Here is a 13215-nt window from a genome sequence, read left to right as displayed (position 1 = left end):
CCCTCTCTGGCGACCGCGCAGTCAACGGATCGAAGAAATGTGCCCGAAAGGCCGGGGCTGTCTCTCAGAGGCCCTGATAACCGGACGGACAACGCGTTACTCCAGCGCAAATTGAGCGCTCTTCCCGGTGCCCCACGGGTGTTGGTGAAGAGCAAGGCAATCGGGATCCCGCTGAACACACCAATCGGCGGAGGATGTTCAATATGGAGTACGGAAATGGCAACGAAGTACTGGCTTCAACAAACGCTGGGTGGCGGGTATCCCGCTGATCCTGGAGATGTTGTGCAAACCAAACTCAGGCTTCAGGCGCAAGGCTACTATCGTGAACCAGACTATGGGATCACAGAATACCCTGATACCCCGATGTTTGACGGAATCAAGCGATTCCAGAGTGACAATGGCCTTCAAGTTGATGGCTTGATGCGCCCAGGTGGACCAACGGAAACAGGGCTTGCGGCAAGGTCGCCACGATACACTTGCTCAGAGTGCGGAGCAAAGCACGGTGGTGTGTATTCTCCAACTGTATGCGCAGACTGTTGGCTAAAATCATAGTTCTAAGTGGTCGAACGCGACGGGGTCCAATCCCCGTCGCGTCTTGCTTTTTTTATTCGAGCCCTCCAGCTTATGAAACAATCGATTTCGTGCTTGGTATAACCAAGCAGCTCACCCATCTCGCGAGAGTCATGCTCTGTTTCTTTGCGGGTCTGATAACCCCGCAAGCGGTTCGCATGGGCCTTGTCGATTCGCCATTCCTCGCCTGGCAACGCATAGTAGAGAGAGCGAATTTCCTCATCCTGACCAAACATTTTCTGAATGTGCAGGATATCCCGTTTGATAATCCGGCCCGCTTGCACATGGGGTTCAAACTCCGCGTCGGGGAATTCAAATTCGGCGCGTGTCAACTCCGAGAAATAGGCCAGCGGCTTGACGCCCGCCAACATCAACTCAAGTTCTCGCTCTTCATGAGGGCCAATTTCTGGCGGCGGTTTATCGAAACCCAATGTTTACACACCTTTTTGTTTTCTTGTTCGCGTTTAAGCTTAACAAACTGACCCTAGTCTAAAGCGGAGTTTAAATGAATTCCATCTTCTGTAGCGATTGGAATGTTTTTCAGAATCTTACTCCAATCGCTGGGTCCTTTTTCTTTTGCAGAAAGCCTATAGGACGCACCAAGGTGGATGTGGTCTTGATTGGTCACCTGTGGCCAAATCAATAGCCATATGAGTTTCTACGATGGGTGCCCTTTAGTGGCGCAGCGTTCTCTATTGTTCTTTGTCGTAAACCTGCACGCATACGGCGCTGCAACAAAAGCAGCAATGAAGAAACTGAACTGTATTTTGAGAAAGACCGCCTGATACAGAGAGGTGACTCATGATTAAAGTGTTATCCGGGGTCTGGCCCCTTCTCATTGGTATCGTGTTCATCATGCTGGGCAACGGCATGCATTTCACCCTTATTGGTCTTCGTGGCGGGATTGAGAGCTTTTCGTCCCTGGAACTGGCTATTGTCACCTCTGGCTATTTTATCGGCTTTCTTTCCGGTGCGCGTCTTAGCCCCTTGTTGATCCGGCGGGTTGGGCATGTGCGCGTCTTTGCGGCACTTGGCAGTTTTATGTCGGCGGCGCTGATCACATTTCCCTTACTGGCCGAACCCTGGACCTGGACGCTCCTGCGGATACTTATTGGTTTTTGTATGTCTGGTGTTTATGTCACGGCTGAGAGTTGGCTGAACAATGCTGCCACCAACGAAACACGCGGCAAGGTTCTTTCGGCTTATATGATCGCGCAGACACTTGGCATCATCGGGGCGCAGGGACTCCTGACGCTGGGAGATGCCGGGACCTCTGTACTCTTCATCGGCGCCTCCATTTTGGTATCTATTTCTTTCGCGCCGATTTTGTTATCTGTTGCCTCCGCCCCAACGGTTGAGGTTGCGCGCCCAATGCCGTTGCGTACCCTTTTTTCGAGTTCTCCGCTGGGCACAGTTGGGATCTTCCTATTAGGGACAGTCTATGCGACGCAATCAGGTATGGGGGCGGTTTTTGGCACTCAGATTGGAATGCCGGTCGCCCAGATATCGTTGTTTGTCGCGATGTTGTTCGCGGGCGCGCTGGTATTTCAATATCCCATCGGCTGGCTTTCAGACCGGGTAGACCGGCGTAAGCTGATTTTTGGCGCGGCCTGTCTTGGCGCGGTGGCGTGCATATTGGGGTGGGTTACCGACGGCGGTCTTTGGCCCTTAATGGCAGCAGCCTTTTTGGCTGGAGGGATGACAACACCTCTTTATGCCCTGTTTCTGGCCTATACCAATGATTCCCTTTCACCCGAAGATATGCCGGCAGCATCCGGGGGGCTTGTCTTCATCTTCGGGCTGGGTGCCATCGCTGGTCCAATGGCTACTGGTTGGGCGATGGAGGGGCTTGGCCCTTTCGCATTCTGGGTCGTGCTGGGGGCGACTTTTGGGGCAATTGCGCTCTATGCCCTATATCGCATGACACAGCGCGCCGCCGTTCCAGTGGATCAGACAGAAAGCTATATCGGTGTTATACCAACTTCATCGCTGGTCGCGGTAGAAGCAGCGGGAACCTGGGCCGCAGAGCAAGCAGACTCAGAACGCGAAGCAAACGCTTAAAGGTGCCACTAATATGCAGTCAGCAACACGCCACAAAGACGCACTGCAATGTCCTTTCCCCCATCCCAAGGTCCGCCCATGACCGCCTTGCCCCGCCTGAAAGCCATTACCGTTGGGTCGGCGACGGTGGATATTATTGCGACGGTGGCCAGTGATGATATTGAGCGGATGACGCTGCATAACAGCACGACGTCCTTCCTGTTGCTGGAGCCAGGCCGCAAGGTGGATGCGTCTTCGGTGATTACCCAGACCGGCGGCGGGGCGGTGAATGCGGCGGTGTCGCTGGCGCGCCTGGGGCTGGATGTGTCGGCGCTGGTGAAGCTGGGCGAAGATCATAATGCAGAGAAGATCATCGACCGGCTGAGCCAGGAAGGGATTGGGACCAACCTGGTGCGGACCTGTCGGGGGGATGGCCCCGATGAAGCGGGCGGCGAGACCACCGCCGTATCGGTGATGATTGCGTCCCATGATCGCAATGCGGCGATTTTCACCCATCGCGGGGCCAATGGTTTCCTGACGGAGGCGGATGTCGCCCCCCAGGCCTTTGCGGGGGCCGATCTGGTCTATGTCACCAATCTGAGCAATGACTCGGCAAATCGGTTTCCCAGTATTGTCTCCCACGCCAAGGCGGCAGGGGCCTTTGTGGCGGTCAATCCGGGCATTCGGCAATTGACGCGCAAGACCGATCCGTTCTTTGACAGTCTGCGCCATGTCGACCTGCTGGTCTGTAATTATGAGGAAGCCCGCGCCCTGGTCCCGGCCCTGGTCAATCGCACCGGATGGGAGCGCCAGTCTGCGCCATTGCTGGAGGGAGAAACCGGGCCCTGCCTGGAGATTGAAGGGTTCCGGCTGAGCCTGGCCGACTATACCCGCCGCCTTATGGATCTGGGGCCGCGCTATGTCGCGGTCACCCATGGCGCGAACGGGTCCTATCTGGCCGATGATACCGGCCTGCACCACCAATCTGCGATCCAGACACAGGTTTTGGGAACCGTCGGGGCGGGTGATGCCTTCGCCTCCACCCTTGCAGCGGCGTTGGTGCGGGGCGAAGACAGCCCCCGGGCAACCCTGTTGGCGGCGCATAATGCCGCATCGGTCGTGCGCCATGTCGATGCCCAGGGCGGATTGATGACCCTGGACGCGCTGAAGAAGGCGGCGTTTGAATGAGCCTGCGGATAGGGACAGTGTCGCACAAGCCCATGTGACATTTCTTTTCAAAAAGAGTAGACAGGTCGCCATGACACAGGATGCGACTGATAATCCGACCGAGGATCCCGGTGAGGCTACCCCGCCCCAGAAGCTGGAGGCGGCGATTGGGGCTGAGATCCGACGGCAGCGGAAGCGCCAGGATATGACCATGGCGATGCTGGCCGATGCGGCGGGCCTGTCGCAGGGCATGCTGTCGAAAATTGAGACCGGCCAGACCAGCCCGTCGCTGGCGACCCTGGCCAGCGTGGCAGAGGCGCTGGCGGTGCCGCTGTCGTCCTTCTTCAGCGCCACGGAACAGAGCCGCGATGTATCCTATGTGCCCAAGGGTCAGGGGATCGGCATTGATCGGCGGGGCACACGGGCGGGTCACTTGTATCACCTGCTGGGTCATTCCGTGCGCGGCGCGCTGGAAATGGAACCCTATCTGATCAAGCTGGATGAAGGATCCGAGCCCTATGATGAATTCCGCCATGAAGGGATGGAGTTCATCCATATGCTGTCGGGCAAGGTCAATTATCGCCATGGGGACAGATATTATACGCTCAATCCCGGCGACTCCCTGTTCTTCGATTCCATGTCGCCCCATGGCCCGTCAGAGCTGTTGGAGCTGCCGGCCATCTATCTGTCGGTGATCGCTGCGCGCACCAAATCGGATGATGACTAAATATTCCTTGTAAGATTATCTGTTTCCTATTAGTAATATCGCCCATCCGCTAATAACAGGAGCAGCGCGGCGATGTGTGGCATTGTAGGACTGTATTTAAAAAACCCGGATCTGCGATCCAAGCTGGGCCATCTTTTCGCGCCGATGCTGATGGAAATGACCGATCGTGGCCCGGATAGTGCGGGTTTCGCGGTCTATCGCGATGGAACGGACAGCGCCAAGGCAACCGTCTATGACCCGGACGAGGCATTCGATTGGGCGATGATCGCGTCTGAAATGACCAATGATCTAGGCTTTGCGGTTTCTGTCACGCGCAGTTCCACCCATGCGATCCTCAGCGCACACAGCGATCCCGACACGATGCGCCGCTGGCTGGTGACCCATCATCCGGAAATCCGCATCATGAGTACCGGCAGTTCGCTGGAAATCTATAAGGAAATCGGCCTGCCGGTTGATGTCATGGACAGGTTTGGTGTCACCCAGATGAGTGGCAGTCACATGATTGGCCATACCCGCATGGCAACCGAAAGCGCGGTGACGACCGAAGGGGCCCATCCGTTCAATACCGGGGCGGATCTGTGCCTGGTGCATAACGGCTCGCTGTCCAATCACAACGGGCTGAAGCGCTGGCTATCGCGCGACAAGGGGCTGGTGTTCCAGACCCAGAATGATTCAGAGGTCGCAGCGGGGTATCTGTCCTGGCGCCTGTCCGAAGGGGCCAGCCTGGCCGAAGCGCTGGAAGCCGCCCTGAAAGATCTGGACGGATTTTACACCTTCACCGTCGGGACCAAGGATGGATTCGCCGTTTTGCGCGATCCGGTTGCCTGCAAGCCTGCCGTGATGGCTGAAACCGACGATTGGGTGGCCATGTCATCCGAATTTCGCGCCCTGGCCCGCCTGCCCGGTGTGGAGAAAGCCACAGTCTGGGAACCAAAACCCGCAACTGTTTATAGCTGGGGTCACGAGCATCATGCGGCAGCATGAGCTCAGACAAACAAGCATCATGCAGCCGCATGAGCGCACACAAACAAGCATCATGCGGCAGCATGAGCGTGAACTAGAGATTCGGACCCTTTGTAATTTCCGCAAATCCAACATGGCAAACATCCCCGTTTGCTGAAGATTTGCCCAAGGATGAGTATGATGAGAGAGATTGATCTGACCGATGGCGATATCCGCCAGTTAAACCGCATCCTGCAGCGCCGCGATGGCAATCAGGATGCCCTTTTCACCGTCACCAACCCGATGGGTCGCCATTCCCTGGCGGCGGGCCTGATGGATGACATAGAAGTCCAGATCAAAGGTCATGTTGGCTATTACTGTGCGGGCATGAACAAACACGCCCAGATCACCGTTGACGGCAATGCAGGCGTTGGCGTGGCCGAGAATATGATGAGCGGCTGTGTCCGGGTGAAGGGCGATGCCAGTCAGTCTGCTGGCGCGACCGGGCATGGCGGGTTGCTGGTGGTGGAAGGCAATGCGTCGTCCCGCTGTGGCATATCCATGAAGGGGATCGACATCGTTGTGCAAGGCTCTGTCGGGCATAACTCCGCCTTTATGGCACAGTCCGGACATCTGGTGATCTGTGGCGATGCCGATGATGGGCTGGGCGATTCCATCTATGAGGCGGTGATCTATCTGCGCGGCGAGGCACGGGGACTGGGCGCCGATTGCATCGAAAAAGAGATGACCGACGAACACCGTGCGACTTTGCAGGGCCTTTTAGACACAGCAGGGATCGTCGCGGATGCGAATGACTTCCGGCGCTACGGCTCGGCCCGTCAGCTTTATAATTTCAAGATCGACAATGTCAGCGCGTATTAAGGACCCATCATGAGCCAAGATCACCCAGATTTACGGGAATCCTATCTATTTGACCGGCCCACTATCCGCGATATCCAGCGGGCAGCCGATAAGGGGATTTATCACATCCGGGGTGGTGGGGCGAAACGGCGCCTGCCGCATTTTGATGACCTGGTCTTTCTGGGGGCCAGCGTGTCGCGCTATCCGCTGGAAGGATATCGCGAATCCTGCGGCACCGATGTGACATTGGGCGCGCGCCATGCACAAAAGCCGCTGAAAATCGATATCCCCATCACCATTGCGGGCATGAGTTTTGGCTCCCTGTCGGCCAATGCGAAGGAAGCCCTGGGGCGCGGGGCCTCTGAAGTTGGCACCAGCACCACGACCGGTGACGGCGGCATGACCCAGGAAGAACGCGGCCATTCGACCAAGCTGGTCTATCAATATCTGCCGTCACGTTATGGTATGAATCCCGATGATCTGCGCAAGGCGGACGCGATTGAAGTTGTCATCGGTCAGGGCGCAAAGCCCGGCGGGGGCGGCATGCTGCTGGGTCAGAAAATCTCCGACCGCGTGGCGGAAATGCGCGACCTGCCCAAGAATATCGACCAGCGCAGCGCCTGTCGCCATCCCGATTGGACCGGGCCCGACGATCTGGAAATCAAGATCCGGGAATTGCGGGAAATCACCGACTGGCAGGTGCCGATTTATGTGAAGGTTGGGGCAACGCGGACCTATTACGACACCATGCTGGCGGTCAAATCTGGCGCGGATGTCATCGTGGTCGATGGCATGCAGGGCGGGACAGGTGCCACCCAGGACTGTTTCATCGAACATGTCGGAATCCCAACCCTACCTGCGGTGCGGATGGCGGCAGAAGCCCTGCAGGAGTTGGGCATGCATCGCACCGGCGTTCAGCTGATCGTATCAGGCGGAATTCGCTGTGGGGCGGACGTGGCAAAGGCGATTGCGCTGGGCGCTGACGCAGTTTCCATCGGAACGGCGGCCCTGATCGCCCTGGGGGACAATCGCCCGGATCTGGCAGAAGAATACGCAAAACTGGGCTCTGCACCCGGCTTTTATGATGATTGGCAGGCAGGGCGCGATCCGGCCGGGATCACCACCCAGGACCCGGACCTGTCCAGCCGCCTGGATCCGATCAAAGCGGGCCATCGCCTGGCGAATTATCTGCGGGTGCTAACCTTGGAAGCGCAAACTCTGGCCCGGGCCTGTGGTAAGAGCCATGTCCATAATCTGGAGCCGGAAGATTTGAATGCGCTGACAATCGAAGCCGCCGCCATGGCAAAAGTGCCGCTGGCCGGGACAAACTGGATACCGGGACAGGGTTTCTGATACAATAATGGAATAGGTTGAAGCAAAGGGGATTTGGGGATCATGAGCAAACTGGAAGCTTTCGCAAAAAAGAACGGCGTTAAATACTTTCTGGTCAATTTCACCGACCTGTCAGGCATTCAGCGGTCCAAGCTGGTCCCGACGCCTGCCATCGCCGGGATGGAAAAGAATGGCGCGGGCTTTGCCGGATTTGCCACCTATCTGGATATGACGCCCGCCTTTCCCGACCTGTTTGCCGTACCCGATCCAGACAGTGTGATCCAACTGCCCTGGAAACCAGACGTCGCCTGGGTTGCAAGCGATCTGGTGATGGAGGGGAAACTGGTTGAACAGGGGCCCCGAAACGTCCTGAAACGCCAGGTCGAAAAGGCTGATGCCGCCGGATACAGGCTAAAAACCGGGGTGGAGGCTGAATTCCACCTGATCACCCCGGAAGGCGATGCAATTTCCGACGGTCTGGATACCGCCGCCAAGCCCTGTTACGACCAACAGGCCGTCATGCGCCGCTATGACGTGATCGCGGAAATCTGTGATGCGATGATCGGGCTGGGCTGGGGTCCGTATCAGAACGACCATGAAGATGCCAATGGCCAGTTTGAAATGAACTGGGACTATGACGATGCCCTGATCACCGCAGACCGTCAGGCGTTTTTCAAATTCATGGTGCGGTCCATTGCGGAAAAGCATGGCCTGCGCGCGACCTTCATGCCCAAGCCGTTTATGAACCTGACGGGCAATGGCTGTCACATGCATCTGTCCCTATGGGACAAGACCGGCAAGAAGAACCTGTTTTCCGACAACAAGGGCGAATTGGGCCTGTCGGACCTGGCCTATACCTTCCTGGGCGGGCTGATGCGTCATGCATCCGGTATGTGTGCCCTGACCAATCCCACCGTGAACAGCTATAAACGGCTGAACGCGCCCGTCACCCTGTCCGGCTCCACCTGGTCGCCCAATACGATCAGCTATGGTGGCAACAATCGCACCCATATGGTCCGCATCCCCGATCCGGGCCGGTTTGAATTGCGCCTGGCCGATGGGGCGGCCAACCCCTATCTGCTGGCCGCTGCGGTTCTGGCCGCCGGCATGATCGGCATGGAAACCAAGGCCGATCCCGGCAAACGCCTGGATATTGATATGTATACCGAGGCTCATAAGGCAAAGGGCGCCAAGAAGCTGCCAATCTATCTGATCGACGCGATTCGGGAATTCGCCAAGGACAAAACCCTGGGGGCCGCCCTGGGCGAGGATTTCGCCAAATCCTATATCACGATCAAAACCCGGGAATGGAATGACTATGCCCGCCATCTGACCGAGTGGGAGCGAGCCAATACCCTGGATTGCTAAAAAATATCGAAAACCCTGTGACCGCGATCACTGCTTATTTTGAAAAAGTGGCACTACCTTAATACCCATCGGTAGGGACGATCCATCGTTCCGAAAAAGGCAAACCGTCGGTAACGGCGGGACGCAAAGTTACCGGTCCCAAAGCGATTTTAGACACCTTTGGGACAGCGGGACCGCCGGGAAATGTGTGTTGATCTGTCCAAACCGAAAGTCTGTGCTGAATGTCCAGTCGCCAAATTGTGGCCTATACCGTTATCCTGTTGTTTCTGGCGCTGCCGATGATCGCGCTGCCCTTTGTCGGCCGGCAAATTCTTGAGCGGCTGGAATTTTCCGGCCCTAATGCTGTGCAAGGCACCCCGATTACAGATCCCAGCCTGATGATCCGCCTGGTCACCACCCCCCTGATTGGATTGGTTGAAGATGACACAAAGACACTGGTTGCAGCGATTGACTTGCCGACACGCGAAGTGGCCGCCCAGCTTTGTGCCAAGTCGGCCTATGTGAATGATGCCATCCAAATTTATGCTGCCAGCAATCCAAACCGGGTCGATCCCATTCGGGATATGGTGGATAATGATCCCAGGCTTGTGCGATTCTTAAATCAGGAATTTCCCACCTTCTTTATCATCAAGGCCCGGATCACACCGCAAATGGCATATCAGGGGGAGGCCCTTCGCATGGACATTTATGAATGTTCTGGAAACAGCTTTCGCCGGGTCGCCGCCAAAACAGAGCGATAACGCCTGATAAGAGCATCATGCGCTCGCATGAGCTCAGACATAATGCTTTTATCCCTATTTTTCAGCAAATACGTCGTCGCAAACCATTCCGCTTGCGAAGGCTTTGCTTTAGTTCCTTGTTTGTTTCAATATCCTCCCCTAGAGTTCCAGGCATAGGAGATCCCCCCAATGGCAGAATCATACCCTGACCCGGTTGTTTTCGACACGCGCCCGGATGCGACGCTGGCCGTCACCCGCGGCACGGTTCGTCTGTTGCGGAATATGGGCATGGCCTGCCTGACGGAGGTTTCCCTGAATACTGGCCGTCGGGTCGATGTGCTGGCGCTGGATAAAAAGGGACAGGCAACGGTGGTGGAGGTTAAATCCTCACTTGAAGATTATGCCGTAGACTCGAAATGGACCGAATATCTGCCCTTCTGCGACCGGTTTTACTTCGCCGTGCCGGTCACATTTCCTGTCGAAATTCTGCCAGACTCTGTGGGCCTGATCATCGCAGATGCCTATGGCGCATCCATCGAACGGCCCGCCGCAGAGGGGACCATGAATGGCACCCGTCGAAAGGCGCTGACGCTGCGTTTTGCCCGGTTGGCCGCAGATCGTTTTGCTGATCTGATGGATCCAAAGCTTACGGCAAAACGGATTTAAGGCAAAACGGATTTAAGGCTGTCCATCGCCTCGATCAATGCCCGCATGATGCCGGGTTCAGTGGCAGAATGGCCCGCATCATCAATGATTTTCAACCGTGCATCTGGCCAGGCTGATACCAGGTCATAAGCAGAAGTCGGCGGGCAGACCACGTCATAGCGTCCCTGTATGATGATGCCCGGAATGCCATGCAGGCGATGGACATTCTCAAGCAATTTATTTTCACCCAGGAACAGCCCGTTGGCGAAATAATGGGCCTCTAACCTTGCCAGGGGCAGGGCGGCATCCCGAAATCCAACAGATCGCAGACTGTCGGCATTTGGGCGCAAGGTTGAACAGACCGCCTCATAACGGCTCCAGATTTCAGCAGCGATGCCGTGCACGGCCTCATTGGGATCATTCAGACGCCGCAAATACGCCGCCAGGGGATCGGTGCGCTCTTCTGCGGATAAATGCCCAATAAAGCGGGCATGTTCTTCTGGAAAGAATGTCCCCATACCCTGCAGGAACCAGGACACTTCCTTGGGCCGACACAGAAAGATGCCGCGCAAAACCAGTGCCTGTATGCGATCAGGATGGGTTTGCGCATAAGCCAGGGCCAGGCTGGACCCCCAGGACCCGCCAAAGACGACCCAGGAGTCAATTCCCAGCATTTCACGCAGCGATTCAATATCTTTGATCAATCGGCCGGTATCATTATTGCGCGTTTCCGCCGCCGGGCGCGATCGGCCTGCGCCGCGCTGATCATGCAGAATGATGCGATAGAATTCCGGATCGAAAAACCGTCGATGGCCAGGCGTCGTTCCGGCCCCTGGTCCACCATGCAAGAAACAGACAGGCACGCCCTCAGGGTTGCCGCTCTCCTCCCAATAGATACTATGAGGCGGTTCCACGTCTAAGTGGCCGCTGCGGATGGGTTCAATGGCTGGGTACAGCCGATCTCGGGACATAATGGGTCCTGTCGATGGGATTAAAAAGGAGCAACTGCAGTGCAGTATGGCCTGTACACGTCGGGGGTGCAAAGCCGATTATCAAGGCGTAAGGCATTGCGGATTGGACTGGGCGGCGGGGCACTTCTGAGCCTGGGGCACCAGACAGGCCTGGCGGCACCAGATGGCCCCTTGTCGTTTCTTGCGACCATTATCGCTGTTGATGACGGACGATCTGTCCGACTGGCCGATGGGCGCCGGGTGGTTTTGCCTCATATTCTGCCCCCCGGACCGGACCGCCACGCCGCGATGACCGACACAACCCCGATCCGTCAGGCCGCTCAAGGGCTGGCGGATTTGGTGCTGGGGCAACAGGTTCGCGTCGACCTGGATGCCATCGCCCAGGATCGCTATGGCCGCTTACGTGCAAAACTGTCCCTGAAGGGTCTGGATGTCGCCGCCCTGCAAGCCCGAAACGGATGGGTGCGGGTCTTCCCGGAGCCCGGCGCTGACCTTCAGGATATCAAGCCCCTGCTTGCGGCGGAAACAGCCGGTCGGACGGCGGTGACAGGATTCTGGAAAACGGCCCTGTTTCAAATCCACCCCGCCGGGTCTTATGAAAGCGGGTCAGACCGCTTTGAAATTCTTTCTGGTCGCCCCCGGAATGTGACCCAAATTGGCAACCGCGATCATCTGGAATTCGGCGCGGACTGGAGAACTGATTTCACCGCTGGATTGGATAGATCGCTGCGAAAGGTCATCGATCCCGAAACACTGATTGGCACACCAGTCGAACTGCGCGGCTGGATACGCCACTGGAACGGCCCCTTCATGGAAATCACACAGCCAGGCCAGATCGCGCTGTTATAGGGGTTCCGCCGCATCCATCAGCAGGTCGGAAGGCAGATCAACCCGGCGTCCGATGGAAACCTTCAGCTTTTGCAGCGCGCGGGATTCCAATTGCCGCACCCGTTCCTTGCTGACGCCCAGAACCTTGCCCAATTCTTCCAGCGTCGCACCGTCTTCGACCATGCGGCGGCGATGGATAATGGTCTGTTCCCGCTCCGTCAGTTCACCGATCGCTTCCGCCAACCAGCGGGATCGGCTTTCAGCATCTCTCAGCCCGGTCACAACCTCTTCCGGGTTGGGTCCTTCATCCTGCAGGAAGCCGATCCATTCCTCCTCACCGTCCTCACCGACATGGGCGTTCAGGGATTGGTCGCCCGCAGACATGCGACCTTCCATCTGTTCCACATCGCCGACATTCACATTCAATTCCTTGGCGATCTTAAGGCGCTGGGCAGGGGTCATTTGTGTGGCAGAGGCATCTGATATCTTGGCCCGCAGCCGACGCAGATTGAAGAACAAAGATTTCTGAGCAGCCGTAGTACCCGTGCGCACAATCGACCAATTGCGCAGAACATAATCCTGCATGGCAGAGCGGATCCACCAACTGGCATAGGTCGAAAACCGCACATCCCGTTCCGGTTCAAACCGCGCGGCGGCCTGCATCAGACCGACATTGCCTTCCTGAACCAGATCGCCCATCGGCAGACCATAATTGCGGAAGCGCGACGCCATGCTGATCACCAGACGGGTATAGCAATTAACCAGCTCATGCAGGGCTTTTTCGTCCTGCTCATCCCGCCACAGGCGCGCCAGATCCATTTCATGATCGCGCGATAACAGCGGTTGTTTCATGGATTGGCGGATATAGCGAACATTCGCGCGCTGGGTTGCTGGATCGTCGAGATGTGCCATCTTACCTGCTCCTGCTGAGGTCTGTCTGTATTGACGTTGCGGGCCAGCGTTTCAGATCCTTTGCCCGCTCACACCCGGATCAATCCCGCAGATCGAGCGCTTTGGCCTACTTTGACGATACGTCACAGCAGCC

14 protein-coding genes and 1 riboswitch are annotated in these 13215 nt (G+C 56.9%); of the genes, 11 read left to right on the top strand and 3 right to left on the bottom strand.

The window, feature by feature from the left end; genetic code table 11:
* The first annotated feature begins 216 nt into the window (after positions 1-216).
* On the top strand, positions 217-552 hold the full coding sequence (locus ACOSDR_RS05575; protein WP_420723164.1) for a peptidoglycan-binding protein: 336 nt from the start codon (positions 217-219) through the stop codon (positions 550-552).
* Between the two features lie 2 nt (positions 553-554).
* Here ACOSDR_RS05575 and ACOSDR_RS05570 read toward each other — a convergent pair whose 3' ends face one another.
* On the bottom strand, positions 555-1001 hold the full coding sequence (locus ACOSDR_RS05570; RefSeq protein ID WP_420723165.1) for a hypothetical protein: 447 nt from the start codon (positions 999-1001) through the stop codon (positions 555-557).
* A gap of 370 nt (positions 1002-1371) precedes the next feature.
* Between ACOSDR_RS05570 and ACOSDR_RS05565 the strand changes: the two genes are divergently transcribed.
* From ACOSDR_RS05565 to ACOSDR_RS05525, 9 genes are all read left to right on the top strand, one after another.
* The gene (locus ACOSDR_RS05565) at positions 1372-2631 is read left to right on the top strand and encodes an MFS transporter (protein ID WP_420723166.1); all 1260 of its coding nucleotides are present in this window, start codon (positions 1372-1374) and stop codon (positions 2629-2631) included.
* A gap of 78 nt (positions 2632-2709) precedes the next feature.
* Positions 2710-3798, top strand: coding sequence for a carbohydrate kinase family protein (locus ACOSDR_RS05560; RefSeq protein WP_420723167.1), 1089 nt, complete (start codon positions 2710-2712; stop codon positions 3796-3798).
* A 70-nt stretch (positions 3799-3868) separates the two neighbouring features.
* A complete protein-coding gene (locus ACOSDR_RS05555; RefSeq protein WP_420723168.1) occupies positions 3869-4504 on the top strand; it encodes a helix-turn-helix domain-containing protein in 636 nt (211 codons plus the stop codon).
* A gap of 72 nt (positions 4505-4576) precedes the next feature.
* A complete protein-coding gene (locus ACOSDR_RS05550; protein ID WP_420723169.1) occupies positions 4577-5488 on the top strand; it encodes a class II glutamine amidotransferase in 912 nt (303 codons plus the stop codon).
* Between the two features lie 156 nt (positions 5489-5644).
* Positions 5645-6328, top strand: coding sequence for a protein glxC (locus tag ACOSDR_RS05545; RefSeq protein ID WP_420723170.1), 684 nt, complete (start codon positions 5645-5647; stop codon positions 6326-6328).
* A gap of 9 nt (positions 6329-6337) precedes the next feature.
* On the top strand, positions 6338-7660 hold the full coding sequence (locus tag ACOSDR_RS05540; protein ID WP_420730628.1) for an FMN-binding glutamate synthase family protein: 1323 nt from the start codon (positions 6338-6340) through the stop codon (positions 7658-7660).
* A 42-nt stretch (positions 7661-7702) separates the two neighbouring features.
* Positions 7703-9007, top strand: coding sequence for a type III glutamate--ammonia ligase (gene glnT / locus ACOSDR_RS05535; protein ID WP_420730627.1), 1305 nt, complete (start codon positions 7703-7705; stop codon positions 9005-9007).
* 88 nt (positions 9008-9095) lie between these two features.
* A riboswitch (cyclic di-GMP riboswitch) is annotated at positions 9096-9188 on the top strand.
* A 40-nt stretch (positions 9189-9228) separates the two neighbouring features.
* A complete protein-coding gene (locus tag ACOSDR_RS05530) occupies positions 9229-9747 on the top strand; it encodes a hypothetical protein (RefSeq protein ID WP_420730626.1) in 519 nt (172 codons plus the stop codon).
* Between the two features lie 168 nt (positions 9748-9915).
* Complete coding sequence (locus tag ACOSDR_RS05525) at positions 9916-10392, top strand: MmcB family DNA repair protein (RefSeq protein WP_420723174.1); 477 nt, start codon at positions 9916-9918, stop codon at positions 10390-10392.
* On the opposite strand, the gene pip is transcribed toward ACOSDR_RS05525, so the two are convergent.
* Positions 10389-11342 carry a prolyl aminopeptidase gene (gene pip / locus ACOSDR_RS05520; protein ID WP_420723175.1) on the bottom strand — a complete coding sequence of 318 codons (954 nt, stop codon included), beginning with the start codon at positions 11340-11342 and terminating at the stop codon, positions 10389-10391. The two genes, ACOSDR_RS05525 and pip, sit on opposite strands and share 4 nt — an antisense overlap.
* Before the next feature lie 39 nt (positions 11343-11381).
* Between pip and ACOSDR_RS05515 the strand changes: the two genes are divergently transcribed.
* A complete protein-coding gene (locus tag ACOSDR_RS05515; RefSeq protein WP_420730625.1) occupies positions 11382-12191 on the top strand; it encodes a thermonuclease family protein in 810 nt (269 codons plus the stop codon).
* Here the strand turns inward: ACOSDR_RS05515 and ACOSDR_RS05510 are convergent.
* Positions 12186-13082 carry an RNA polymerase factor sigma-32 gene (locus ACOSDR_RS05510; protein ID WP_420730624.1) on the bottom strand — a complete coding sequence of 299 codons (897 nt, stop codon included), beginning with the start codon at positions 13080-13082 and terminating at the stop codon, positions 12186-12188. The genes ACOSDR_RS05515 and ACOSDR_RS05510 overlap by 6 nt on opposite strands.
* Between the last annotated feature and the right edge of the window lie 133 nt (positions 13083-13215).

Origin of the sequence: Hwanghaeella sp. 1Z406 (assembly GCF_048892425.1) — a bacterium.
Taxonomy (GTDB): domain Bacteria; phylum Pseudomonadota; class Alphaproteobacteria; order UBA8366; family Aestuariispiraceae; genus Pacificispira.
This window is presented reverse-complemented; position numbering and strand designations above follow the sequence as displayed.

What these genes read in the sequence shown, in the direction of transcription:
- ACOSDR_RS05575 (WP_420723164.1), top strand. Translation starts at nt 217, where the DNA reads ATGGCAACGAAGTACTGGCTTCAACAAACGCTGGGTGGCGGGTATCCC.
- ACOSDR_RS05565 (WP_420723166.1), top strand. Translation starts at nt 1,372, where the DNA reads ATGATTAAAGTGTTATCCGGGGTCTGGCCCCTTCTCATTGGTATCGTG.
- ACOSDR_RS05560 (WP_420723167.1), top strand. Translation starts at nt 2,710, where the DNA reads ATGACCGCCTTGCCCCGCCTGAAAGCCATTACCGTTGGGTCGGCGACG.
- ACOSDR_RS05555 (WP_420723168.1), top strand. Translation starts at nt 3,869, where the DNA reads ATGACACAGGATGCGACTGATAATCCGACCGAGGATCCCGGTGAGGCT.
- ACOSDR_RS05550 (WP_420723169.1), top strand. Translation starts at nt 4,577, where the DNA reads ATGTGTGGCATTGTAGGACTGTATTTAAAAAACCCGGATCTGCGATCC.
- ACOSDR_RS05545 (WP_420723170.1), top strand. Translation starts at nt 5,645, where the DNA reads ATGATGAGAGAGATTGATCTGACCGATGGCGATATCCGCCAGTTAAAC.
- ACOSDR_RS05540 (WP_420730628.1), top strand. Translation starts at nt 6,338, where the DNA reads ATGAGCCAAGATCACCCAGATTTACGGGAATCCTATCTATTTGACCGG.
- glnT (WP_420730627.1), top strand. Translation starts at nt 7,703, where the DNA reads ATGAGCAAACTGGAAGCTTTCGCAAAAAAGAACGGCGTTAAATACTTT.
- ACOSDR_RS05530 (WP_420730626.1), top strand. Translation starts at nt 9,229, where the DNA reads ATGTCCAGTCGCCAAATTGTGGCCTATACCGTTATCCTGTTGTTTCTG.
- ACOSDR_RS05525 (WP_420723174.1), top strand. Translation starts at nt 9,916, where the DNA reads ATGGCAGAATCATACCCTGACCCGGTTGTTTTCGACACGCGCCCGGAT.
- pip (WP_420723175.1), bottom strand. Translation starts at nt 11,342, where the DNA reads ATGTCCCGAGATCGGCTGTACCCAGCCATTGAACCCATCCGCAGCGGC.
- ACOSDR_RS05510 (WP_420730624.1), bottom strand. Translation starts at nt 13,082, where the DNA reads ATGGCACATCTCGACGATCCAGCAACCCAGCGCGCGAATGTTCGCTAT.